The sequence below is a fragment of the Pseudorhodobacter sp. W20_MBD10_FR17 genome, assembly GCF_052119765.1.
GTDB lineage: Bacteria > Pseudomonadota > Alphaproteobacteria > Rhodobacterales > Rhodobacteraceae > Pseudorhodobacter.
The window spans coordinates 53,738-75,369 of the sequence record NZ_JBGQOQ010000020.1; the positions used below are offsets into that span (position 1 = coordinate 53,738).

The window sequence follows — 21,632 nt, forward strand, 5'->3', positions numbered from 1 at the left end:
CGGCTGCAACAGGCAGGTTGGGCGCAGATCCAAAGGCACAGGGGCGACGATGTTCTCAAAATGGCGACTCTTTCTAAAGGAACTGTTTGAACAGCTCTGGTTCGTCGCCGTTCTCTACGCCGCCCTCGCCTTGCTGACCAATGGCGCTGCCATCGTAATCGGCCCGCTTTTGCCCGCAGGCTTGGGCGCCTCTCTTGGGGCGGGCTCGGTCTCGGCTGTCCTGACCATTCTTGCCAGTTCGATGCTATCGGTCGTCACCTTCTCGCTTGGGATTATGGTCTCCGCCTTTGCAGGGGCCGCCGCTGCCGTTACCCCGCGTGTCACGGCCCTGCTGAAAACCGACCGTACGACCCAGCGGGTGCTTGCCATTTTCCTCGGTTCCTTTCTGTACAGCCTGATCGGGATCATTTCGCTGAATACCGGCCTGCTGACGGATAATGACCGCTTTGTGTTGTTTGTGGTCACCATTCTGGTCGTTGCCATCGTGGTCATCGCCATCCTGCGCTGGATCGCACATCTTACCGTCTTTGGCCTGATGAGTAACTCGATTGAAAAGGTCGAAACCGCCACCAAACGCGCCCTGACAAACCGGATTGATGCCCCCTACCTCGGCGGTCACGGCCACAACGGCCCACCGCCGCCCGACGCGCACCCCATCACCCAAGACAAGATCGGCTATGTCCGCTATGTCCATATGGATTGGCTGCAAGACGTCGCCGAAGGGCTGGGCTGCCAGATTTACCTCGCTGCGCTGCCGGGCGCATTCGTCTACCCCAACGCGCCCATCGCGTATCTTCTGGGCGATTTGCCCGAGGATGAAACAAAAATCGCACGCGCCTTTTCTATCGGTGCCACCCGCAGCTTTGAACAAGACCCCCGCTTTGGCCTCGCCGTCCTGTCAGAAATAGCCGAGCGTGCACTGTCGCCCGCTGTAAATGACCCAGGAACCGCGATTGACATCCTTACCCGCGCCGTCCGGCTTTTGGCTCCGTTGGCCGACCCGCACGAGGTGGATCTGCGCTACCCCAATGTCTGGGCCCCCGCACTCACCCTTGCCGACATGATGGAAGATGTATTCCCCCCCATCGCCCGCGATGGTGCCGCGATCTTTGCCGTCCAAATCCGGTTACAAAAATCGCTGTTGGCCTTGGCAAATATTGCACCACCGCTGTTTGGCAAACTCGCACATACCCACTCGGCCCAAGCGATGGAACGCTGCCTTCCCAAACTGTTGCCGCATGAGATCGCGGCCCTCAATGCCGTGTCGACCGACATTGCCAGCCACAGCCAACCCAACCGGCCGCGCCACGTGTAACCCTAGCCACAAAGGCGCAGCATGCTCCAAATCTTGAATGTCGTCAGCGACAAAGGCTCGCGATACGCGGTCTCGGGAGCGCCAGTTCACAGCAAGGCCGATATTGACGCCTTCCTCAAAACCCTAAAATCAAACAAGAAATTCGCGAAAGCCACCCATAACAGCTGGGCCGCAATTCTTACGACCGAAGGCCAGCTGCGCCATGACGATGGCGAGTCAGGCGCCGCCGCCGCAATCTTGCGCATGATTGAGCGCGAAGGTCTAACCGACCACATCATCACCGTCACCCGCTGGTACGGCGGCACTCATCTTGGCGGCGACCGCTTTCGCCACGTCACCACCTGCACCCGCGCCTACCTCAACGCCTTAAGCGGATAACCTGAACCGCCGCCTGTCATCATCTGTTCACAAATATCCATCCAGCCTGTCAGCCCGCAAAACGCAAGCCAAGCCAGACCCGCCCTAGAACCTGCTTTTTCGTTGAAAAATCGCGGCTAGCGTTAGCCCTTCTTGCCAATCTTCGGCTCTGTCCCCGCCTTAATCCGCTTGATATTCTCGGCGTGCCGCCAATACACGACCAGCGTTAAAATGGCGCCCAAGATCATCATCTGCCCATGGCCAAACGCAAGCATCCAAAGCGTTGAAGACGCCGCCGCAATCAATGCCGCCAGTGATGAAATCCGCCAGATCGCCGCCGCCACCAACCAACTGCCGCAGGCCGCCAGGCCCACAGGCCAAGCCAATGCAAGCAAGGTGCCCAAAAACGTGGCTACGCCTTTGCCGCCCTTAAACCCCAACCAAACCGGAAAAATATGCCCAAGGAATGAGGCCAAAGCCGCAAGCTGCGCCGCGTCATTGCCGACCAGCGCCCGCGCGATCAGCACCGCTATGCCGCCCTTGCCCGCATCCAACAAAAGGGTCGCAAAGGCGGCGGGCTTGTTCCCCGTCCGCAGCACATTCGTAGCGCCAATATTGCCCGACCCGATCTTGCGCAAATCGCCAAGGCCCAGCGCCCGCGTGATCACCAAACCAAAGGGCACCGACCCCAGCAAATAAGCCAAAACCGCAACCAGTATCAAAACCAACGGGCCAGATGTTACCTCAGGCATGTGCAATCCCTTCTCCAAAAACTTGACGGCCCGCAACAAAGGTCGCGATCACCCGCCCCTCCATCCGCTGCCCATCAAACGGTGTATTCTTTGATTTCGACTGAAGCTTGCTACGGTCCAGCATAAAGGGCGCGTCCGGATCAAACAGCACCAAATCGGCTGGTGCACCCTCGGCAATCCGCCCTTGCGGCAGGCCCAGCCGTTTCGCAGGGTTCAACGCCATAGCGCGGAACAATGCCGGCAAATCCAGCGCCCCCGCATGGTACAGCCGCATTGCCGCAGGCAAGAACGTCTCCAGCGCCACGGCCCCCGCCGCCGCCTCTTCAAATGGCAAGCGTTTGCTTTCTTCATCGGCAGGCGTGTGCATGGAACAAATGATATCGATCAACCCCGAGGCCACAGCCTCGACCACCGCCAAACGGTCATCTTCGGGCCGCAACGGTGGGGTAAATTTAAAGAAACTGCGATAGTCGCCCACGTCCAGATCATTCAACGTCAAATGGTGAATAGACACCCCAGCCGTCACATCCAGCCCGTTGCGCTTAGCGCGCGCCAGTGCAGGCAGAGACCGCGCACAAGTGATCTGATCGGCGTGATAGCGCACGCCCGTCATCTCGACCATGCCAAGATCACGGTCCAGCCCGATGCGTTCCGCCATCGGATGCACCCCCGGCAAGCCCAAAAGTGACGCGAACTTGCCACTGGTCACGGCCGCGCCTTTTGACAGGCCCGGATCTTGCGGATGCCCGATCACCAGCGCCCCCAGACTGCGCGCATAGGTCAGCGCGCGACCCAGAACCTTGGTATCAGTGACCACATGGTCGACATCGGTAAAGGCCAAAGCACCAGCGTCGAGCATAAAACTGATCTCGACCATCTCGCGCCCCTCACGGCCCTTTGTCAGGGCGGCCATGTGATGGATGCGCACAGGCGCCTCGGACGCACGGCGGGTTACGAATTCCAGCACTTCGGGCGTGTCAATCGCAGGGTTGGTATCGGGCCGTGCAACGATTGTTGTTACCCCGCCCGCCGCCGCCGCAAGACCAGCCGAGCGGAAACTCTCGCGGTGGCGCTCGCCCGGCTCTCCGATTTTCACCCCAATATCGACGATACCGGGGGCAAGGCATTTCCCCATGCAATCAATCACGCGGGCCCCTTTGGGCGCGGCTGCTGCACCGATTGCCGCGATCATCCCACCATCAAGGATGAGGTTGCCAATCGTCTCGGTACCGGCCTCGGGGTCGATGATGCGGGCGTTTTGCAGAAAAACAGTCATAGGGGCCTACCAGTGCAATGTGTCGGGTGACGACGACAGAAAAAGAAAGAAGGTATTTGTGCCAAGATGAAATCCAAGGTCAGTGCAAGCGCCATTCGATTTCATGCGCCCCGCCCGCCGCATGCGGCCTCTATCGTGGAAACGACAGCGGCTTTATCGGCCATGTATTTCATCAAATGCTTATCGCCTGAGCGTGTGACCACTTGTACATCGCCAAGGAAAGGCCGCGCGGCTTTTATCTGCGCCAGAGGAATCTCGCGCCCGCCGGGACCTTGCAAGCGCTGGTCGGTCAGTCGCCAATGCGCCGTCAGCGCCTCGGACGCCAAGTACCAGCCGCGCGCGCCCATCGCCGCCACAGCCGCGACGGGCCCAACCCAAGGGGTCGGGTTGCCAATCGCCACCAAGGCCACACCGGCAATAAGCCCGCCCAGCACGGCCATAATCCCATGACTGCGCCAATAGCTGCCCTTATCGGCGGGCCACTCGGCCAGCATTACCTCATTCGGGCGCAGCGGAGCCATCACCGCAGTTCCCATAACGCTATCGCGTGGTAGTTCAGGCATCTTTGTCCCCTTCAATCTCGGCACGCTCTATCTGCAGCTTGCGCATCATAGCATAGACCGCGCGTGCATTCGCAATCCGTTCAAACCCGATGGTTTGCGTCGAAAACGTGGCCCCACCTATGCGCGCCCTACTGCGGCCCATACTTGGCGCGCGGCGTGGCATCGTATTCACTTTACTGGCGAACCACACCGCTCCCAAATCGCCATCCTCCAGGGTCAGCCGCATGTCAGGCCCAATCGCATACCGTTCCAAGCTGCGTTTGCCCTTGGCATCCAACCCGATATAGGCCGCGCGGTTGGTCAGGGTATAATGACTGTTGCGCCGCAGCCGCGCCTCCGCCCAAAACCGGCCCAATAGCATGTACACACCAGCCCCAAAAAACGGCAGCCCAAACAGCGGAAACACGATGTTCAAAACCTGACCGAACCCGTCCTTCATCCCGCTTGTGATATGAAAGGCCATCGCCATCCAGAACAGCGAAAACCCTGCGAAAAAAACAGCAGAGACCGTTTGCACCGACCAAAAACTGCCAAAATCCAAGCCATCGTCCGGCGCACCCTGCCAGAGTATCTCTTCTCCGTCGTCCAGAATGCCGTCCCAGCCGGTTAGCGCCGCCATGACCTTATACCATAACCCCAGTCGCCTTGGCCCCACGTTCGGCCCGCAAATTACGCGCTAACAGATCCATGCAGGCCATGCGCACGGCTACACCCATCTCGACCTGCTCTTGAATGACGCTGCGGTTGATATCATCCGCAATCTCGCCGTCAATTTCCACGCCCCTGTTCATCGGGCCGGGGTGCATGACAATCGCATCGGGTTTCGCATGTGACAGCTTGTCTGCATCCAACCCGTAACGGTGGTAATACTCGCGCTCGGATGGGATAAACCCACCATCCATCCGCTCTTTTTGCAGCCGGAGCATCATAACCACATCGGCACCTTCCAGCCCTTTGCGCATGTCGTCAAACACTTCACACCCAAACTCGGCCACGCCCGCAGGCATAAGCGTCGGCGGTGCGATCAGCCGCACGCGGTTTTCCATTTTTCCCAGCAGAATCAGGTTCGAGCGCGCCACGCGGCTGTGTGCCACATCGCCACAGATCGCCACGGTCAACCGCTGAATCCGCCCTTTAGCGCGCCGAATGGTCAGCGCATCCAGCAGCGCCTGCGTCGGGTGCTCATGCCGCCCGTCGCCTGCATTCAGCACCGCGCAATTCACCTTTTCCGCCAACAGGTTCACCGCCCCAGATGCCCCATGCCGCACCACCAGCAAATCGGGGTGCATCGCATTCAGCGTCAGCGCGGTATCGATCAGCGTCTCACCCTTTTTCACACTCGACTGCGCGACCGACATGTTCATCACATCCGCGCCCAACCGCTTGCCTGCCAGCTCAAAGCTTGCCTGCGTGCGGGTCGAGTTTTCAAAGAACATGTTGATTTGCGTCATCCCCGCCAGCGCGTCCGATTTCTTAATCGAACGGCGGTTCAGATCGACATATTTATCCGCCAAATCCAGAACGGCGCGTATCTCATCGGGGGCAAGATGCTGGATCCCCAGCAAATGACGTGCGCGAAAACTCATGTGCATCTCCCCTAAGTTTGGCTGCCTTGCTTATGGCAAAGCGGCGCGCAGGGGGCAACTCCCCAGTTCATCTTGGCCCAAATACCTCGCAAAGGCTGCGACAATCGCCATCTTGCCCCGCCTCATACCCCGCCATACTCTGCCAGAATGGGAATCAACACGCATATCGCCGATTACGATTGGAACGCCGCCCTTGCCGCCCTTGCGTGGCAGGTCGAATTGGGCGTGACCGAGGTGATGGTTGAGGCCGCGATAGACCGCTACGAGCTGCCCGAAAAGCAGGAACCCGTCATTGCCAAGGCCAAGCCCACAACGCCCGTTATCCATGAAGCGCCAAAAGTAGATACCGCATTGGCCGCCCAAACAGGAGCGGCGGCCTGCGCCGACCTTGAGGCCCTGCGCACAGCCCTTGGCGCGTTTGACCATTGCGAATTGAAAAAAGGCGCGCGCAATCTGGTTTTTGCCGAGGGCAACCCCGCAGCCCCCTTGATGATTATAGGCGAGGCCCCGAACCGCGAAGACGACATAGAGGGCCGCCCTTTTGCAGGCCGCACCGGCCAGCTGCTGGATAAAATGCTTGCCGCCATTGGCCATGCCCGCGACAGCGATGCCGCCGCCACATCGGCCTATCTTATCCCTGCCCTGCCATGGCGCCCACCTGCCGATCGCGCGCCTGCCGACGATGAGATCGCGATGATCCGTCCGTTCCTGCTGCGCCATATCGCGCTGACCAAACCGCGTGCAATCATCGCCATGGGCAATACCGCCTGCACTGTCCTTTTGGGCCAAAGCGGCGTTTTGCGGCTGCGCGGCACTTGGGCCGACATCCAAGGCACACCGATCATGCCCATGACGCATCCTGCCTATCTGCTAAAAAACCACGCCGCCAAGCGAGAGGCATGGGCCGATCTGCTTGCCGTTCAGTCCAAACTGAAACCGTAATGCTGGTTGATCCGCTCACCCTGCTTACCTTTGCCCCTGCGGCGCTTGCGCTTAACCTTACCCCCGGCGCGGATATGATGTTCAGCTTGGGTCAAGGCTTGCGCTCGGGCCCGCGGGCGGCGATTGCTGCGTCGGCAGGTATTACGGCGGGCGGCATGGTGCATGTAACACTTGCGGGGCTTGGCCTAGGTGCCGTTGTCGCCACCCACCCTAGCCTGTTTGGTGCGATCCGCTGGGTCGGGGTTGCCTACCTGCTGTGGCTTGCTGTGCAATCCTTGCGCCAAACCAGCCTGAACCGGTCCAACGCGCCTGCCCTCTCGGTGCCGAAGGCATTTCGTGATGGCGCATTGGTGAACCTGACCAACCCTAAGGTCATCTTGTTTACCCTCGCCTTTATCCCGCAGTTCGTAGACCCGTCGCGCGGTGCCGTGCTGGCGCAATTTCTGATCTTCGGCGCGGTCCTTGGGTTTGGCGGCATGGTCGTCAATGCGACCGTTGGCATCTTTGCCTCCACCCTTGGCCGCCACCTTGCCACTTCGCCCCGCTTTGCCCGAAACCTCGGGCGGGTTAGCGCGGGGATATTCGCCGCCCTCGCGCTGCGCCTCGCCCTTTTGCCAAAGGCCTGAAACCATGTCTAAAATTGACGAAACCAAACCCTTCCTGCCTGTCCGTATCGCGGTTCTGACCGTATCCGATACCCGCCAAACCAGCGATGACAAATCCGGCGATACCCTTGTCGCCCGTATTACAGATGCAGGCCACATCCTTGCCGCCCGCACGATTATCCGCGATGAGCGCGCCGAGATCGCCAGCCAGCTGCGCGACTGGTGCGCAGACCCCGATATTGACTTGATCCTATCAACCGGCGGAACCGGCCTAACGGGCCGCGATGTCACGGTTGAGGCGCACCGCGATGTGTACGAGAAAGAAATCGAGGCCTTTGGCACCGTCTTCACCATCGTTTCCATGCAGAAAATCGGCACCTCGGCAGTGCAAAGCCGCGCCACGGGCGGCGTAGCAAATGGCACCTACCTGTTCGCGCTGCCCGGCAGCCCGGGGGCGTGCCGCGATGCTTGGGATGAGATCTTGCAATGGCAGCTCGACTACCGCCACCGCCCCTGCAACTTTGTCGAAATCATGCCCCGCCTTGATGAGCACCTGCGCCGCAAGTAACGCAAAGTTTCTTTGCCACCCGTGCTGCGCAATGCCACCTTTTCAAGGCACCATACCCAAAGACCTACTTACGGCATCCAAAAGCCCGCTTTGGGCGTATAATACAAAGACCCCAAGCGGAGTGTACATATGCGGTTTTTCAGACGGTCCCTTACCGGCCTTATGCTTTTGGCGATTACGCTGGGCTTGTTGGCGATGGCAGGCCAAACCATCCGCACCGCGTTTGAGGCAAAGCTGGCAGGCAATCGTCCCGCCCAACCCGCCCGTGAGCGGGTGTTTTCCGCGAATGTGGTACGGGCCGAAGCCACTGCTTTCACCCCCACCCTCACCGCCTTTGGCGAAATCCGCGCCCGCCGCACGTTAGAATTGCGCGCGCCCAGTACAGGCACCGTGATTGAAATTGGCGCAGGGGTTGAGGATGGTGCAACCGTCACCGCAGGCCAGCTTTTGCTGCGCCTAGACCCCGCCGATGCCACCACCGCCCGCGATCTGGCACAATCCGATATGACCCGCGCCACCGCAGAACTGGCCGATGCCAAGGCCGCGCTCTTGCTTGCGCATGATGATGTCGCCGCCGCCCAAACGCAGGCCGATCTGCGCAAACAAGCGCTTGACCGCCAGAATGACCTGCAAACCCGCAAAGTCGGCTCTGCCTCGGCCGTTGAAACCGCAGCCCTTGCCGCCTCGGCTGCCGATCAGGCCGTGTTGTCGCGCCGCTCGGCCCTTGCCACAGCCGAAGCCCGCGTGACCCAAGCCGAAACCGCATTGTCGCGTCAGGCGATCACATTGGCCGAGGCCGAACGCGCCTTGCGCGACACCGCACTTTTTGCTGAATTTGACGGTGTTCTTAGTGAATTTACCACCGTCCAAGGTCGCATCCTTGGCAGCAACGAGCGCCTTGGCGACCTGATTGACCCCAACGCGTTAGAGGTCGCTTTTCGTATTTCCACCGCCCAATACGCCCGCCTGATCGATGCTGAGGGCGCGCTGATCCCTGCCGATGTTACCGCCGCACTGGAGGTGTCGGATGCCGAGCTGATCGCCACAGGCCAGCTTTCGCGCGTGGGGGCCGCTGTGGGTGCGGGCCAAACCGGCCGTCTGCTCTATGCCACGCTAACCGCCGCCCCCGGCTTTCGCCCCGGCGATTTTGTCACCATCCGCATCGCGGAACCCGCCCTGCCCGCAGCGATTGCCTTGCCTGCCACAGCCTATAATGCCGATGGTACCGTTCTGGTGCTGGGGCAAGATGACCGGCTTGAATCGCTGCCCGTGCAGCTGTTGCGCCGCCAAGGCGACAACGTAATCTTGGCCAGCACTGGCCTTGAAGGCCGCGATGTGGTGCGCGAACTGTCGCCGCTGCTGGGCGCGGGCATCAAGGTAAACCCTATCCGCCCCAATACCGCAGCCCCAGCCGACGATGCCGCAGCCCAGCCCGAAATGATCACCCTAACCGATGAGCGCCGCGCCGCCCTGATTGCGTTTGTTAAAGGCAACGACCGTATGCCCGCCGATGCCAAAACCCGCATCCTTGCCCAACTGGCCGAAGAGACCGTCCCCGCAAGCGTGATAAAACGGCTGGAAAGCCGGATGGGGGGCTAACGCATGGCACGGCAGCTTCCACAGGCCAAAGGCCTTTTGTCCTATTTCACCCGCCACAACACCCTGTCTAACCTGCTGCTTGCAGTGATGATTGTCGCAGGGATTGCCGCCGCCAGCCGCATCCGCGCACAGTTTTTCCCCGATGTGATTATATCCGAAGTGACAATCACCACCAAATGGGATGGTGCCGGCGCCGAAGATGTGGACCACGCGATTGTGCAAGTGCTGGAACCGGCCTTGCTGACGGTTGATGGCGTCACGGATGCGACTTCGCTCGCCTCTGAGGGCTCGGCCCGTATCACGCTGGAATTTGAACCCGGCACCGACCTGTCGCAAGCCGCCGAAGATGTACAATCGGCCGTGGATGCGCTGAACACTTTACCGTCAGATGCCGATGACCCTGTGGTCAAACGCGGTGCCTGGCGTGATCGGGTAACCGATGTCGTCATCTCTGGCCCTGTTGGCGTGGGGCAACTGGGCCGTTTTGCCGATGAATTTGTTACCCGCCTGTTTGACATTGGCATCACCCGCACCACGATTTCCGGTTTTGCCGATCCTGAAATCATGGTCGAGGTCGCCTCGGTCAACCTGATCCGCCATGATGTGACCTTGGCCCAAATAGCAAGCGCGATTGCGTCTGAAACGCAATCAGCCCCTGCGGGTGATGTCGGCGGTGGCGCCTCCCGCGTGCGCACTGGGCAAGAGGCCCGCACACCGGCCCAAATCCGCGCGATTGTGCTGCGCCAGTCGACTGGCGGCACCACCCTGACGGTAGGCGATGTGGCAACCGTGCGCAATGAACCCGCCGACCGTGGCCGCGCCACCTATGTCGGGCCAAACCCCGCGATAACCGTGCGGATTGACCGAAACGACACGGGCGATGCCATCCGTATGCAAAGCAATGTGCAAGCGGTGGTTGATAAAATGGCCCCGCTGTTGCCGCCCGATGTGACGGTAGAACTGGTCCGCGCCCGCGCCGAATATATATCGGCACGTCTGGAATTGCTGCTGGATAACGCCGCTATGGGGCTTGGCCTTGTTGTGCTGCTGCTGTTCTTGTTCCTGAATGCCCGCACCGCGCTTTGGGTGGCTGCGGGCATTCCCGTATCGTTGCTGGCTGCAATTGCCATGATGTATGCCTTTGGCCTGACGCTGAACATGATCTCGCTGTTTGCCTTGATCATCACGCTTGGTATCGTGGTGGATGATGCGATCGTCGTGGGCGAGCACGCCGATTTCCGAGCCCGCCACCTTGGAGAAGGTGCGACCGAGGCGTCAGAGAACGCAGCATCCCGCATGGCAATGCCGGTGATTGCGTCAACTTTGACCACGATCATCGCTTTTGGCGGGTTGGTCACCATTGGCGGGCGGTTTGGCACGCTGATTGCCGATATTCCGTTCACGGTGATCACGGTTTTGCTGGCCAGCCTTGTGGAATGTTTTCTGATTTTGCCCAACCACATGGCTCATGCCCTGCGCGCGGCAACGGTTGAACGTTGGTACGACTGGCCCTCGCGCCAAATGAACAAGGGCCTTGGCTGGCTGATCCGCGTGGTCATTCGCCCCTTTACGGCGCTGGTTATCCGCGCGCGGGCCGCCACCATCGCGCTGGCGATTTTACTGCTGGCCACCCAAGCCGCGCTGTTCATCAGCGGCGACCTTAAATTCCGGTTTTTCAACTCGCCCGAGCAAGCCTCGGTTAACGGCAACTTTTCCATGCTGCCCTCGGCCACGCGCGACGACACCTTGGCCATGATGCGCGAATTGCAACGCGCCGGTGATGCGGTGATCGCGCGTTATACCGTCGAACACGGGCGCTCGCCTGCGACCTTTGTCATGGCCGAGCTTGGCGGCGGGTCAGGGCGCGGATTGTCCAGCGCCGAAGCCAAAGACGCCGACCTGCTGGGTGGCATCTCAATGGAGCTGATCGACCCAGATGACCGCAGCTACTCATCTTCGGCCTTCGTCGCCGACCTACAAGATGAGGTCCGCCCCCATCCGCTGCTCGAAGAGTTGAGCTTTCGCGGTGGCCGTTTTGGCCCCGGTGGCGATGCGCTGTCGGTTGATATTTCCGGCGCGGATGCCCCCACGTTGAAAGCCGCGGCCGAGGCGCTGAAAACCGCGATGGCTCCCTTCCCCGAGGTATCAGCGTTGGAAGACAGCCTTGCCTATGACAAAGAAGAGCTGATCCTCTCGCTTACGCCCCAAGGCCAAACCCTTGGTTTTTCAATTGAATCCTTAGGCAACACTCTGCGCGAACGCCTGAACGGCATAGAGGCTGCAACCTTCCCTGATGGTCCACGCTCGGCCACCATTGGCGTGGAACTGCCGCAATCCGAGTTGACCGCCGACTTTTTGGAAAGCACCCTGCTGCGCGCCGGCCCCGGCGTTTATGTGCCGCTGGGCGATATTGTAACGGTTGAGCGCAGGTCGGGCTTTTCCACCATTCGCCGCGAAAACGGCCTGCGCATTGTCACCGTTTCCGGCGACATCGCCGAGGATGACCCCGCCCGCGCCGCCGAGGTACAGCGCGCCCTGACCGAAGAGATATTGCCGAAGCTGGAACAAGATTTCGGCGTCATCACCCACCAATCCGGTCTGGCTGAGCAGCAACGCGACTTTTTGGGCGATGCCATGCTTGGGCTGATCTTTTGCTTGCTGGGCATCTATATGGTGCTGGCCTGGGTCTTCGCCAGCTGGGCGAGGCCTGTGGTGGTGATGGCCGTCATCCCCTTTGGCCTGATCGGCGCGATTTACGGGCATGACCTTTGGGGGGTGCCGCTGTCGATGTTTTCCATTGTCGGCATGATCGGGATGACAGGGATTATCATCAACGATTCTATCGTGTTGGTATCGACCATCGATGAATACTCTGAAAAACGCGGTCTTTATCCCGCGATCATTGACGCCGTGGCCGACCGCTTGCGCCCTGTGTTTTTGACCACTGCGACCACGGTATTGGGGCTTGCGCCCTTGCTGTATGAGCGGTCGTCACAGGCGGAATTTCTGCGACCAACGGTGATTACTTTGGTCTACGGGCTTGGTTTCGGATTGGTGCTGGTGTTGGTACTGGTCCCCGCAATTCTGGCCGTGCAAGCCGATATAGGCCGCCAATTCCGCGCGATACGCCGTGGCCTTAGCAGCCGCAAAGCAGCCGCCCGCCGGTCGCGGGCCATTCTAACCGGCGCAGCCTTGGCACTTGCCGCGTGGTTTGCCCTGACACTTGGTTGGTTGATAGTGACGGGTGCGGTGTTTGCGCCATTGGCAGGACTGCTGCAACTGGAGCCCATGGCAGCGGCGTTTATGCTGTTTGTTGCGGGCGTTTTCGCGTTTGTGCTGCTGACTTATGTACTGGGCCTGTTGGTGTTTCGGATGCGTCAGATAAAGCGTAGCGGCTAACGCCGCTGGCCTTCGGCGAGGATATTTTCGCCAAAGAGAAAGCGGTTAGAGCCCGCCGATCAAGGCCTGAACCAGTGGCGAGGCCGGATCTTCGAGGCCGTCGATCACGTCAAAATGGTGCTTGCCGGGGCTGACGGTCCAATCGCAGTTCCACGCTTCGGATAGCAGACGGGCTTGCCACAGGAAACTGGGGCGTTCTTGGCCGCCGACCCAGACATGCGCTTGCACGCCATTGCGCAGGGCCAGACGCGCAGGCGATTCGGCGGTAATTTCAGCCGCATCCAAATACAGCACCTGTTGCATCTTGGTCTGGGCGATCGGCTCTAGGTCTGACAGGGGCGAAATCGGCACAACCCGCACCACTTGCGGTAGCGCAATGTCTGCGCACCCCATCCGCGCACTGAGATGCCCGCCGGCCGAATGGCCCGTCACCACCACTGGGCCCGCCACATGTTGCGCAATAACACCAATCGCCGCCACCATTTCCGCCGTCATACCCGCGATACGCGCGTCTGGCGCCAAAGTATAAGACGGCATCGCACAGGCCCAGCCCCGCGCCAAAACACCCGCAGCCAAATGCGACCATTGGCTGCGGTCAAATGCCATCCAATAGCCGCCGTGGATAAAGGTAACACAGCCACGCGGCGTGCCCTCGGGGACAAACAGATCAAACTGATGCCGTGCGCCGGGGCCATATGCGGCCGTTGTTGCCCGCCCCCCCAGGCCCTCCCGAAACGCAGCCGCCTTCGCCTCCCACCGCGGCACGAACCCATCGGCCCCCGCGATAAACGCGCCATTGGCATAGGCCAGATCGATATCCATAGTTATTCCTATTCGCCGCAGTTTCATCACAGTGGGTGGCTGGGAACTGGACATCCCCGCCCGCCCATGATTTGCATATGCCAAACCAAAATGGGAGCCTTCAATGCTAGATACAGTAACGGACCTGCGCGCGATGCTTAAAGACCCCAGCTTGCTGGTGACCAAGGCTTATGTTGCCGGCGAATGGATTGACGCCGATGATGGCACGACCTTTGACGTCACAAACCCCGCGCGCAACGATGTGATTTGCACAGTGCCAGACCTTGGCCGCGCTGAAACCGCACGCGCCATTGCTGCCGCTGAAGTGGCGATGAAAGACTGGGCAAGCCGCACAGCCAAAGAGCGCGCGAACATTCTGCGTGCTTGGTACAACCTGATGATGGCCAACCAAGACGATCTTGGCGCGATTCTTACCGCTGAAATGGGCAAGCCGCTGGCCGAGGCCAAAGGCGAGGTCGCCTATGGTGCCAGTTTCATCGAGTGGTTTGCCGAAGAGGCCAAGCGCGTTTACGGCGAAACTATCCCCGGCCATATGAAAGACAAGCGTATCACTGTGCTGAAGCAGCCGATCGGGGTTGTCGGGTCGATCACACCGTGGAACTTTCCAAACGCGATGATCACCCGCAAATGCGGCCCCGCACTGGCCGCTGGCTGTGGCTTTGTCGCCCGCCCTGCTGCTGAGACGCCACTTTCGGCGCTGGCAATTGCTGTGTTGGCCGAACGCGCGGGCCTGCCTAAGGGCATCTTCTCGGTTATCACCTCGACCAAGTCCTCCGACATCGGCAAAGAGTTCTGCGAAAACCACGCGGTGCGAAAACTGACCTTCACCGGCTCGACCAACGTGGGCCGCATCTTGCTGAAACAGGCCGCTGATCAAGTGATGAAATGCTCGATGGAGCTGGGCGGCAACGCGCCGTTTATCGTGTTTGATGATGCCGATCTGGATGCCGCTGTGCTGGGCGCGATGGCGTCGAAATTCCGCAACAACGGCCAAACCTGCGTTTGTGCGAACCGCATTTACGTGCAGGCGGGCGTCTATGATGCCTTTGCCGCGAAACTCAGCGCTGCTTTGGCCAAAACTAAGGTCGGCGATGGCCTGACCGAAGCCGTTGAATTTGGCCCGTTGGTCAATGTCGCTGCGGTGGAAAAAGTCGAAGAACACATCGCCGATGCCATTGCCAAAGGCGGCAAGGTGATTGCCGGTGGCAAACGTCACGCGCTGGGCGGGTCGTATTTTGAACCAACCATCGTGACTGGCGTGACCCAAGACATGATCGTCTCCAAAGAAGAAACCTTTGGCCCGATGGCGCCTTTGTTCAAATTCGACACCGAAGAAGAAGTGATCGGTTACGCCAATGACACGATCTTTGGCCTTGCCGCCTATTTCTATGCCCAAAACATCGGCCGCGTGACCCGCGTGCAAGAGGGGCTGGAATACGGCATCGTCGGCGTGAACACCGGCATCATTTCCACCGAGGTCGCCCCCTTTGGCGGCGTCAAGCAATCCGGCCTTGGCCGTGAAGGCAGCCATCACGGCATGGAAGACTATCTCGAAATGAAATACATCTGCCTGTCGGTATGATTTTCTGATGTAAAACAATAGTTAACAATCAGGCCGATTGCCTTATTAGAACAGTATCAGGGCGCTTGTTGGAACCGCGTTTAAGCCAACAAGCGCCTTATGCCATCCAAGCATACCGATGAACGGACGCGCAGCCAGAGCATCTGACCCGCCGCAGCCCCTCCGCTTATGAAAGCTGCCTCACCCTGCCTCGCGTTCGGCCCAGCCTGCGAAGTAACGCTCAAGCACAATCACGGCGTAGTACAAAACGATCCCCAAAAAAGCCAAAGCGATAAGGACGGCAAACATTAACGGGTAGTCACCATTGGTTTCACCCGACTTGAACAGCGCCCCCAGGCCTTTGCCATGCGGGCTGACAATCTCAACCAGATTGGTGCCGATAAAGGCCAAAGTGGCCGCAACTTTCAGCGCGCCAAAAAACTCTGGCAGGGTCTTTGGCAAGGCTATTTTGCGAAAGATTGTAAAGCGAGAGGCGCCCAGCGCGCGCAGAATATCACGGTATTCCGGCTCTAGCGTCGACAGGCCGATGCCGACGGAAACGGCGATTGGAAAGAACGAAATCATGAAAGCCATCAGAACCGTGTTAAAATCGTGCTGGCCAATAAAGATCAAAGAAATAACAGGCACCAAAGTCGCTTTGGGAATGGCATTAAAACCGACAAGCAACGGGTAAAGCGCATCGCGCGCGATCTTTGAAAACCCGATGATCATGCCAAGGAACGTCCCAAAAACAACGGCGAGCATAAGCCCGACGACGGTACGCCACAGGGTTTGCCACCCCATCGTTAGAAACAGGCCTTTGTATTTCCAAAAGGCAGGTGGCAGGTCCGAAGGCGAGGCCATCTTGTAATTCGGCCAATCATTGACCCAAACCAAGGCCTCCCATAGGCCCAAGAATACGACAATTGCAAAAAGCGGGACAGCGATTTTTCTGAACATCAGTGTTTATCCTCGTCGCGCCCTTGGGCAATCTTGATCTGATCACGCAGGATATGCAGCATGTCGGCCACCTTGGGCGTATACAAGACATCAAGGCTCCGGTCTTCGGCAAGGTCAACGTCCATCACATATTGCGTCCGCGCGGGACGGCCCGACAGAACCACCACCTGATCGCCCAAAAACACACTTTCGCGCAGGTCATGGGTGATGAGAACGGCGGTAAAAGGCTCTGCCCTGCGCAGATCGCGCATCGTTTGCCAAAGATCTTCGCGTGTAAATGCATCCAGCGCGCCAAAGGGCTCATCCATGATGAGCACGTCCGGTTTGTGAACGATTGACCGGCACAGCGATGCGCGTTGGCGCATGCCGCCGGACAGCTCGGATGGGCGTTTATCCTGAAATCCGGTCAGGCCGACCATGTCGAGCAAATCCATCGCGCGCGCTACGCAGTCTTTGCGCGACATCTTGGGCGCGACGATCTCTAACGGCAGAATGATATTATCGAGGATAGACCGCCATTCTAGCAAGACTGGGTTCTGAAAGGCCATGCCAACTGTGTTGCGCGGCCCCTTAACCTGTTCGCCATGCAACCAAACCTCACCCTGATCGGGCTTTAGCAGGCCAGCCACAAGACGCGTCAGCGTGGATTTTCCGCAGCCCGAAGGCCCAACGACAGCAGCAAACGTTCCTGTAGGAACGCTAAGATTAAGGCCGTCCAGCACAGGCAATGGACCGCTAGCTGTAACGTAGGAATGCGCTACATTTTTGATTTCAATTAGGTTTTCGATGATATGCTCCCAAACGTTACGGGCGCTCAAACGCCACAGGCCACCGACCAAGCCGGTGGCCTGTAAGATTTTCTAGAGCGTTTATTTCAACGTCAACGTGCCATCAGTCGGCAAGTAGCTGCTGTCAAAATACAAGGACGCATCAGGTGCTGTTTTGAACTCATAAACCGTCTTGGTTTGTTCAATCGCGCTGGCCATCCGCTCTGGGTCGACCATGCCCATGCCGTTTGCCGCAACATAATCCGTTAGGACGTTGGCATCGATCGCCATTTGTAAACGTTGCGTTTCAAGCGCCGCATCCGCCGCAGGATTGCGCTTCATCAAGGCCTCAATCGCGACATCAGGTGCGGCAATTGCATCTTTCCAGCCTTTGCCAACAGCAGATAGAAAGCCTGTTACGGCCTCGGGGTTCTTGGCCGCAAAATCGGTGTTCACGATGATTGCGTTGCCGTACAGATCAACGCCATAATCGGCCATAAGCAGTACAGAAATATCATCGCTTGGAACGCCCAACCGCTCTAGGTTCAAAACCGACGAAAACGAGAATCCGGTGATCGCGGCAACCTTACCTTCGGCAAGCATCGGTTCGCGCGTTGGAAAGCCGACCGGCTCTACCGTCACAGCAGCCGAATCGATGCCAGCTTCTGCCGCAAAGATCGGGAATTGTGCCCAAGCACCATCAGGCGGCGGAGCGCCCAGAACCTTTCCTTGCAGGTCAGAAGGTTCGTTGATGCCCAAGGATTTGCGCCCGATAACGGCGAAAGGCGGCTTATCATAGACCATCATCACAGCGGTTACAGGGGCGCCGGGGTTTTGGTCAAGGAAACGCATCAGCGAGTTGATATCGGCAAATCCCATTGGATAGGCGCCTGTCGCAACCTTTGGAATGGCATCAAGGGAACCGGCACCTTCGCTAATGGTAACGTTTAGGCCCGCTTCGGCAAAATAGCCTGCATCAAGGGCCTGGAAATAGGGTGCGGATGGCCCCTCAAACTTCCAATCTAACGCGAATGGCACGTCGGTTTCGGCAAATGCCGCTGACGCGAGCGAGATCGCTGCAAGGGTCGCAAGGGTTTTGTGAATCATCGAAAGCTCTCCAATCTTATGTCTTGGACAGGCTATTCGGGGGGCTTTGGCATTTCCAACCCAGCGCTGCGTTTGCGGGTCCGAATCCCAATGCAACGAGATTTTTGCCCAATAATTGGGTTTAAGTTTTCACCAATGCTTATTATTTATGCATATCGAAAAATGCGCGCGTTTTTTGGCAATTTGACATCACATTCAAGATGCTGCCACTCGCCAACCCGAAAAAGACAGACAATTGGGCGCAAGGCAGCCATTTTATGTACAGCCTTCACGGTGGCATGCGATTCTCAATGCCTATGGAATTGACAACTCAGTCTAGGTCGTCTGTGGTCAGCAGATGAAAATGCTCAAAGGCCACTGGCAACTGATTTTAATCACCGTCGTGGTGTTTGCCCTTTGGCGCACCCCCGTGGTCTTTCCGCTGAAAATTCTGGTGATCTTTCTACACGAGCTTTCCCATGGATTGGCCGCCGTGTTCACAGGCGGATCGATCGAGGCCATATCGCTGTCGGTGCAGGAGGGCGGGCATGCGATCACCCGTGGCGGGAACGGGTTTATTATTTTGTCGGCGGGCTATCTGGGGTCGCTCGTGCTTGGGGTGATCTTGTTACTGATTGCGCTAAGGACCCACGCAGATCGCGCCACCTTGGGCCTGTTCGGAGTGATCACCCTGCTGGTGACCGCCCTCTACATCCGCGACGGCTTTCCTTTGATCTTTTGTACCCTCACAGGTCTGGCGATGCTGGCAACCGCTTGGTTTCTGAACCGTCCGATCAATGACCTCGTTCTGCGGGTCATTGGGTTGACCAGCATGATCTATGTGCCTTTTGATATTTTCGATGACACGATTGCCCGATCAGGGCTTCGCTCTGACGCCTATATGCTGGCCGAGCAATTCGGCGGGCCAACCCTATTTTGGGGCGGGCTTTGGCTGGTGATCAGCTTGACGGTCATCGCGTTCAGTGTGCGGCACGCATTTGGCCGCGATAGCAATCTCTGAAAGGGCGCAAAACGAATCCTTCGGGCAGCGCAAAATTGTTTCCGCCATAAGTCTTATAAAATCAGTATCTTGCCGGATTGTTATCGCATAACAGCGCTGCGTTTTTGCCTAACACGGCGCCACATCCCATGGTTTTCCCATCAGCCCGACCATTCGGGGAACGTCACAAAAGGGAAACCAACCATGTTGCTGAAATCCAAATCCATCGCCGCTGCCACAGTGCTGTCTTTGACCCTCGGTGCCGCCGTTCCAGCCCATGCCTGGGGCCGCAGCGAACAGAACACGCTGAAGGTGATTGCCGCAGCACTGGTTGTGGGCGCGCTGATCCATCAGGGGCAAAAGAGCAAGGCGCCAAAACCGCAGCCCACCCCAAAACCCGTGTATCGCCAGCCAGCCGTGCAACCGCCTGTTTACCAACAGCCCAGCCACCAAGACCGGCGCGACCAAGCCGCAAGCAACGCCAACCGCTATGACCAAGCACCGATTAAATCTTATGATGCGCCGGTCTATCAACAGCCGCAACAAAAGACCGGCCGCGTGATCGGGCAGACCTCGGCCTATGGTTCGGGCGTGAATGACACAACGGCAGCACAGGTGTTCAACAGCTACTCGCCCTATCAGCGCGTTGCCATCCAACGCAAACTGGCCGAGTTCGGCTATTACAACGGCACGCTCGACGGTGCATTTGGCCCGCGCACCCACCAAGCGCTCTATGAATTCGCCCGCGTCGCTGGCAAGCAAGATGCGCTTGGCAATGCCAGAGGTGCGTCGCAAGTCTATAATGCCCTGCTTGGCTAAGACACAGTTTCCCTGAAACAGGGCCAATAAAAATGGGGGCAGCCATCACTGGCTACCCCCATCTTAAATCGCGTAAAGGGCAGATTATGCCAATACGAGGTTCACAGCCGACTCGCGGCCATCACGGCCTGCTTCGATGTCGAACGTCACGGCTTGACCATCGTCAAGCTGACGGATGCCAGCGCGTTCCAGTGCCGAAACGTGTACAAACACGTCACGAGCGCCGCCTGCTGGTGCGATAAATCCAAAACCTTTGGTTGCGTTGAACCATTTCACGGTGCCAGTGGCCATCGTGTATACTCCTAAAGTTTCACCACCCACATTTTGCGGCGGTCCGGCTCTGTCAGATCAAGATCGAAAGACTGAAGCCGTAAGGGAAACAGAAGTCGAAAAAGAAAGCGTCGCAGCCCTCATATAGGCAGACCCTACCCAAATAGCAAGACCGCCCAAAGCACCTTACAACTTGCAGCATAGGAACCACTTGCAGCACGGGGCACCGCCCCTTAGCTTCTTACAACACATCAACAAAAGGCCGGCGCCATGTTTGAACGCATCTTGCAACTCTTTTCCCCCAGCCACAATTACCGCACGCCCCTGCCAGCCGCCGATGCAAAGCACGCTTTGGGTGCACTGTTGGTGCGTGTGGCGCAGGTCGATCACGCCTATCTGTTCCAAGAGGTTGAGCAGATCGACCGAATCCTTGCCAAACGCTTCGGCCTGAACCAGCTGGAGGCTGCAAAACTGCGCGCCAGCTGCGAACGTTTGCTTGATGAAATCCCTGAAGCCGATAAATTGCTGGCCGTTTTGCATGATGCGATCGACCTGCCAGAACGCGAGGCCACCTTGTTGGCGGTTTGGCAGGTGATTTATTCTGATGGCATACTCCATGAATCCCAAGACGAAATTGTCACATTGGTTCAGCAAACCCTTGGCGTTTCCCCCGAGGTATGCGCCCGCCTTCGCAGCGAGGCATTGGCTTCGCTAAAAGACGTCTGACCCCGCAACGCGCCAACCGGCACAAAACCGCGCATCTCCCCAAACCACGGGCCTCTCGGCGCCTGCCCGCCCAAAAGGCACCACGGTTTCGGCGGGATGACGTGGCACGGCATGGCAATGGCCAATGGCTGCTTGTGCCGCCCCACCCTTTTGCCGCACTTGGGGGGTAAACCGCCCCAAAAGCCAAAGGTCACAGATGCAGGACATTATCGAGCCGATCCTCCATCAGGCTGCCGTGTGCGACCTGACCATGGCGCTTAAATCGACCGGTCTGTCCATCGGTGACACCGCCGAGCTGCGCTTGGGCGACGATCACCGCGTCGCCGTTTATGCCCACATCCTCCGGCGCCGATTGTTTATCCGCCGTTCGGTTCTGCGTCACGTTGGCTACCTAGATGCCCACGCCGCTATGGTACTGGCGCCCAATTTGCGGAACGACGAGCATTTACGCGTGCGGATTGTGGGGTTAACGCCCGAGCATCTTGCCCACGATGGCCGCGCCGAAATGCACGTCTCGGTCTGGGGCACAGCGCGCCATGCCTCTGCGCCCCAAATCCCTCGCAGCAGCCTCCCCCCCGACGCACTAGGCGATTCACACATTTCGGAGCCTCCATCCGTGGGCGAGGGATTTGAAGTATTGGAGCCCGTGGCGGAAGGTG

23 protein-coding genes are annotated in these 21,632 nt (G+C 58.7%); 12 read left to right on the plus strand and 11 right to left on the minus strand.

All coding sequences use genetic code 11. From position 1 onward, the window contains the following. The first annotated feature begins 49 nt into the window (after window positions 1–49). The gene (locus ACEN2J_RS13870; protein ID WP_442106692.1) at window positions 50–1,315 is read left to right on the plus strand and encodes a DUF2254 domain-containing protein; all 1,266 of its coding nucleotides are present in this window, start codon (window positions 50–52) and stop codon (window positions 1,313–1,315) included. A 21-nt stretch (window positions 1,316–1,336) separates the two neighbouring features. After that, window positions 1,337–1,693, plus strand: coding sequence for a YigZ family protein (locus ACEN2J_RS13875; RefSeq protein WP_442106693.1), 357 nt, complete (start codon window positions 1,337–1,339; stop codon window positions 1,691–1,693). Between the two features lie 122 nt (window positions 1,694–1,815). Here ACEN2J_RS13875 and plsY read toward each other — a convergent pair whose 3' ends face one another. The 5 genes from plsY to ACEN2J_RS13900 all read right to left on the minus strand — a co-directional run bounded on the left by plsY (window position 1,816) and on the right by ACEN2J_RS13900 (window position 5,849). Continuing rightward, window positions 1,816–2,424, minus strand: coding sequence for a glycerol-3-phosphate 1-O-acyltransferase PlsY (plsY, locus tag ACEN2J_RS13880; protein WP_442106694.1), 609 nt, complete (start codon window positions 2,422–2,424; stop codon window positions 1,816–1,818). After that, window positions 2,417–3,700 carry a dihydroorotase gene (pyrC, locus tag ACEN2J_RS13885; RefSeq protein WP_442106695.1) on the minus strand — a complete coding sequence of 428 codons (1,284 nt, stop codon included), beginning with the start codon at window positions 3,698–3,700 and terminating at the stop codon, window positions 2,417–2,419. The genes plsY and pyrC overlap by 8 nt, the downstream gene beginning before the upstream one ends. Before the next feature lie 101 nt (window positions 3,701–3,801). Continuing rightward, on the minus strand, window positions 3,802–4,263 hold the full coding sequence (locus ACEN2J_RS13890) for a hypothetical protein (RefSeq protein WP_442106696.1): 462 nt from the start codon (window positions 4,261–4,263) through the stop codon (window positions 3,802–3,804). After that, on the minus strand, window positions 4,256–4,882 hold the full coding sequence (locus tag ACEN2J_RS13895; RefSeq protein WP_442106697.1) for a hypothetical protein: 627 nt from the start codon (window positions 4,880–4,882) through the stop codon (window positions 4,256–4,258). The genes ACEN2J_RS13890 and ACEN2J_RS13895 overlap by 8 nt, the downstream gene beginning before the upstream one ends. A gap of 4 nt (window positions 4,883–4,886) precedes the next feature. Next, entirely contained in the window at window positions 4,887–5,849 is a 963-nt protein-coding gene (locus ACEN2J_RS13900) for an aspartate carbamoyltransferase catalytic subunit (RefSeq protein WP_442106698.1), read from the minus strand. 147 nt (window positions 5,850–5,996) lie between these two features. On the opposite strand from ACEN2J_RS13900, the gene ACEN2J_RS13905 reads away from it, so the two are divergent. The 5 genes from ACEN2J_RS13905 (at window position 5,997) to ACEN2J_RS13925 (ending at window position 12,962) form a co-directional block, all read left to right on the plus strand. After that, a complete protein-coding gene (locus tag ACEN2J_RS13905; protein WP_442106699.1) occupies window positions 5,997–6,791 on the plus strand; it encodes a uracil-DNA glycosylase in 795 nt (264 codons plus the stop codon). Between the two features lie 2 nt (window positions 6,792–6,793). Beyond that, window positions 6,794–7,417, plus strand: a complete 624-nt coding sequence (locus ACEN2J_RS13910; RefSeq protein WP_442106716.1) for a LysE family translocator — start codon at window positions 6,794–6,796, stop codon at window positions 7,415–7,417. A 4-nt stretch (window positions 7,418–7,421) separates the two neighbouring features. Continuing rightward, the gene (gene moaB / locus ACEN2J_RS13915) at window positions 7,422–7,964 is read left to right on the plus strand and encodes a molybdenum cofactor biosynthesis protein B (protein ID WP_442106700.1); all 543 of its coding nucleotides are present in this window, start codon (window positions 7,422–7,424) and stop codon (window positions 7,962–7,964) included. Window positions 7,965–8,093: 129 nt separating this feature from the next. Next, entirely contained in the window at window positions 8,094–9,563 is a 1,470-nt protein-coding gene (locus tag ACEN2J_RS13920; RefSeq protein ID WP_442106701.1) for an efflux RND transporter periplasmic adaptor subunit, read from the plus strand. Between the two features lie 3 nt (window positions 9,564–9,566). Beyond that, window positions 9,567–12,962 carry an efflux RND transporter permease subunit gene (locus tag ACEN2J_RS13925; protein ID WP_442106702.1) on the plus strand — a complete coding sequence of 1,132 codons (3,396 nt, stop codon included), beginning with the start codon at window positions 9,567–9,569 and terminating at the stop codon, window positions 12,960–12,962. A gap of 45 nt (window positions 12,963–13,007) precedes the next feature. Here the strand turns inward: ACEN2J_RS13925 and ACEN2J_RS13930 are convergent, their stop codons facing one another. Then, a complete protein-coding gene (locus ACEN2J_RS13930) occupies window positions 13,008–13,784 on the minus strand; it encodes an alpha/beta hydrolase (protein ID WP_442106703.1) in 777 nt (258 codons plus the stop codon). 103 nt (window positions 13,785–13,887) lie between these two features. Here ACEN2J_RS13930 and ACEN2J_RS13935 point away from each other — a divergent pair, with 103 nt between their 5' ends. After that, window positions 13,888–15,366, plus strand: coding sequence for an NAD-dependent succinate-semialdehyde dehydrogenase (locus ACEN2J_RS13935; RefSeq protein WP_442106704.1), 1,479 nt, complete (start codon window positions 13,888–13,890; stop codon window positions 15,364–15,366). A gap of 180 nt (window positions 15,367–15,546) precedes the next feature. Here the strand turns inward: ACEN2J_RS13935 and ACEN2J_RS13940 are convergent, their stop codons facing one another. The 3 genes from ACEN2J_RS13940 to ACEN2J_RS13950 all read right to left on the minus strand — a co-directional run bounded on the left by ACEN2J_RS13940 (window position 15,547) and on the right by ACEN2J_RS13950 (window position 18,179). Beyond that, a complete protein-coding gene (locus ACEN2J_RS13940) occupies window positions 15,547–16,305 on the minus strand; it encodes an ABC transporter permease (RefSeq protein WP_442106705.1) in 759 nt (252 codons plus the stop codon). After that, window positions 16,305–17,093 (minus strand): ABC transporter ATP-binding protein, encoded by a 789-nt coding sequence (locus tag ACEN2J_RS13945; RefSeq protein WP_442106717.1) that lies wholly within the window; start codon window positions 17,091–17,093, stop codon window positions 16,305–16,307. The genes ACEN2J_RS13940 and ACEN2J_RS13945 overlap by 1 nt, the downstream gene beginning before the upstream one ends. An 81-nt stretch (window positions 17,094–17,174) precedes the next feature. Further along, a complete protein-coding gene (locus ACEN2J_RS13950; RefSeq protein ID WP_442106706.1) occupies window positions 17,175–18,179 on the minus strand; it encodes an ABC transporter substrate-binding protein in 1,005 nt (334 codons plus the stop codon). 337 nt (window positions 18,180–18,516) lie between these two features. Here ACEN2J_RS13950 and ACEN2J_RS13955 point away from each other — a divergent pair, with 337 nt between their 5' ends. After that, window positions 18,517–19,179, plus strand: a complete 663-nt coding sequence (locus ACEN2J_RS13955) for a M50 family metallopeptidase (RefSeq protein ID WP_442106707.1) — start codon at window positions 18,517–18,519, stop codon at window positions 19,177–19,179. Between the two features lie 183 nt (window positions 19,180–19,362). Further along, window positions 19,363–19,977, plus strand: a complete 615-nt coding sequence (locus ACEN2J_RS13960; protein ID WP_442106708.1) for a peptidoglycan-binding domain-containing protein — start codon at window positions 19,363–19,365, stop codon at window positions 19,975–19,977. 84 nt (window positions 19,978–20,061) lie between these two features. Here the strand turns inward: ACEN2J_RS13960 and ACEN2J_RS13965 are convergent, their stop codons facing one another. After that, entirely contained in the window at window positions 20,062–20,268 is a 207-nt protein-coding gene (locus ACEN2J_RS13965; RefSeq protein WP_442106709.1) for a cold-shock protein, read from the minus strand. A 249-nt stretch (window positions 20,269–20,517) separates the two neighbouring features. On the opposite strand from ACEN2J_RS13965, the gene ACEN2J_RS13970 reads away from it, so the two are divergent. Next, window positions 20,518–20,973: a TerB family tellurite resistance protein gene (locus ACEN2J_RS13970; protein ID WP_442106710.1), complete on the plus strand. Its 456-nt coding sequence runs from the start codon at window positions 20,518–20,520 to the stop codon at window positions 20,971–20,973. Here the strand turns inward: ACEN2J_RS13970 and ACEN2J_RS13975 are convergent. Beyond that, window positions 20,959–21,180, minus strand: a complete 222-nt coding sequence (locus ACEN2J_RS13975) for a hypothetical protein (RefSeq protein ID WP_442106711.1) — start codon at window positions 21,178–21,180, stop codon at window positions 20,959–20,961. The genes ACEN2J_RS13970 and ACEN2J_RS13975 overlap by 15 nt on opposite strands. Between ACEN2J_RS13975 and ACEN2J_RS13980 the strand changes: the two genes are divergently transcribed. Next, the coding region (locus ACEN2J_RS13980) for a hypothetical protein (protein ID WP_442106712.1) at window positions 21,170–21,632 on the plus strand (463 nt) is incomplete at its 3' end. The genes ACEN2J_RS13975 and ACEN2J_RS13980 overlap by 11 nt on opposite strands.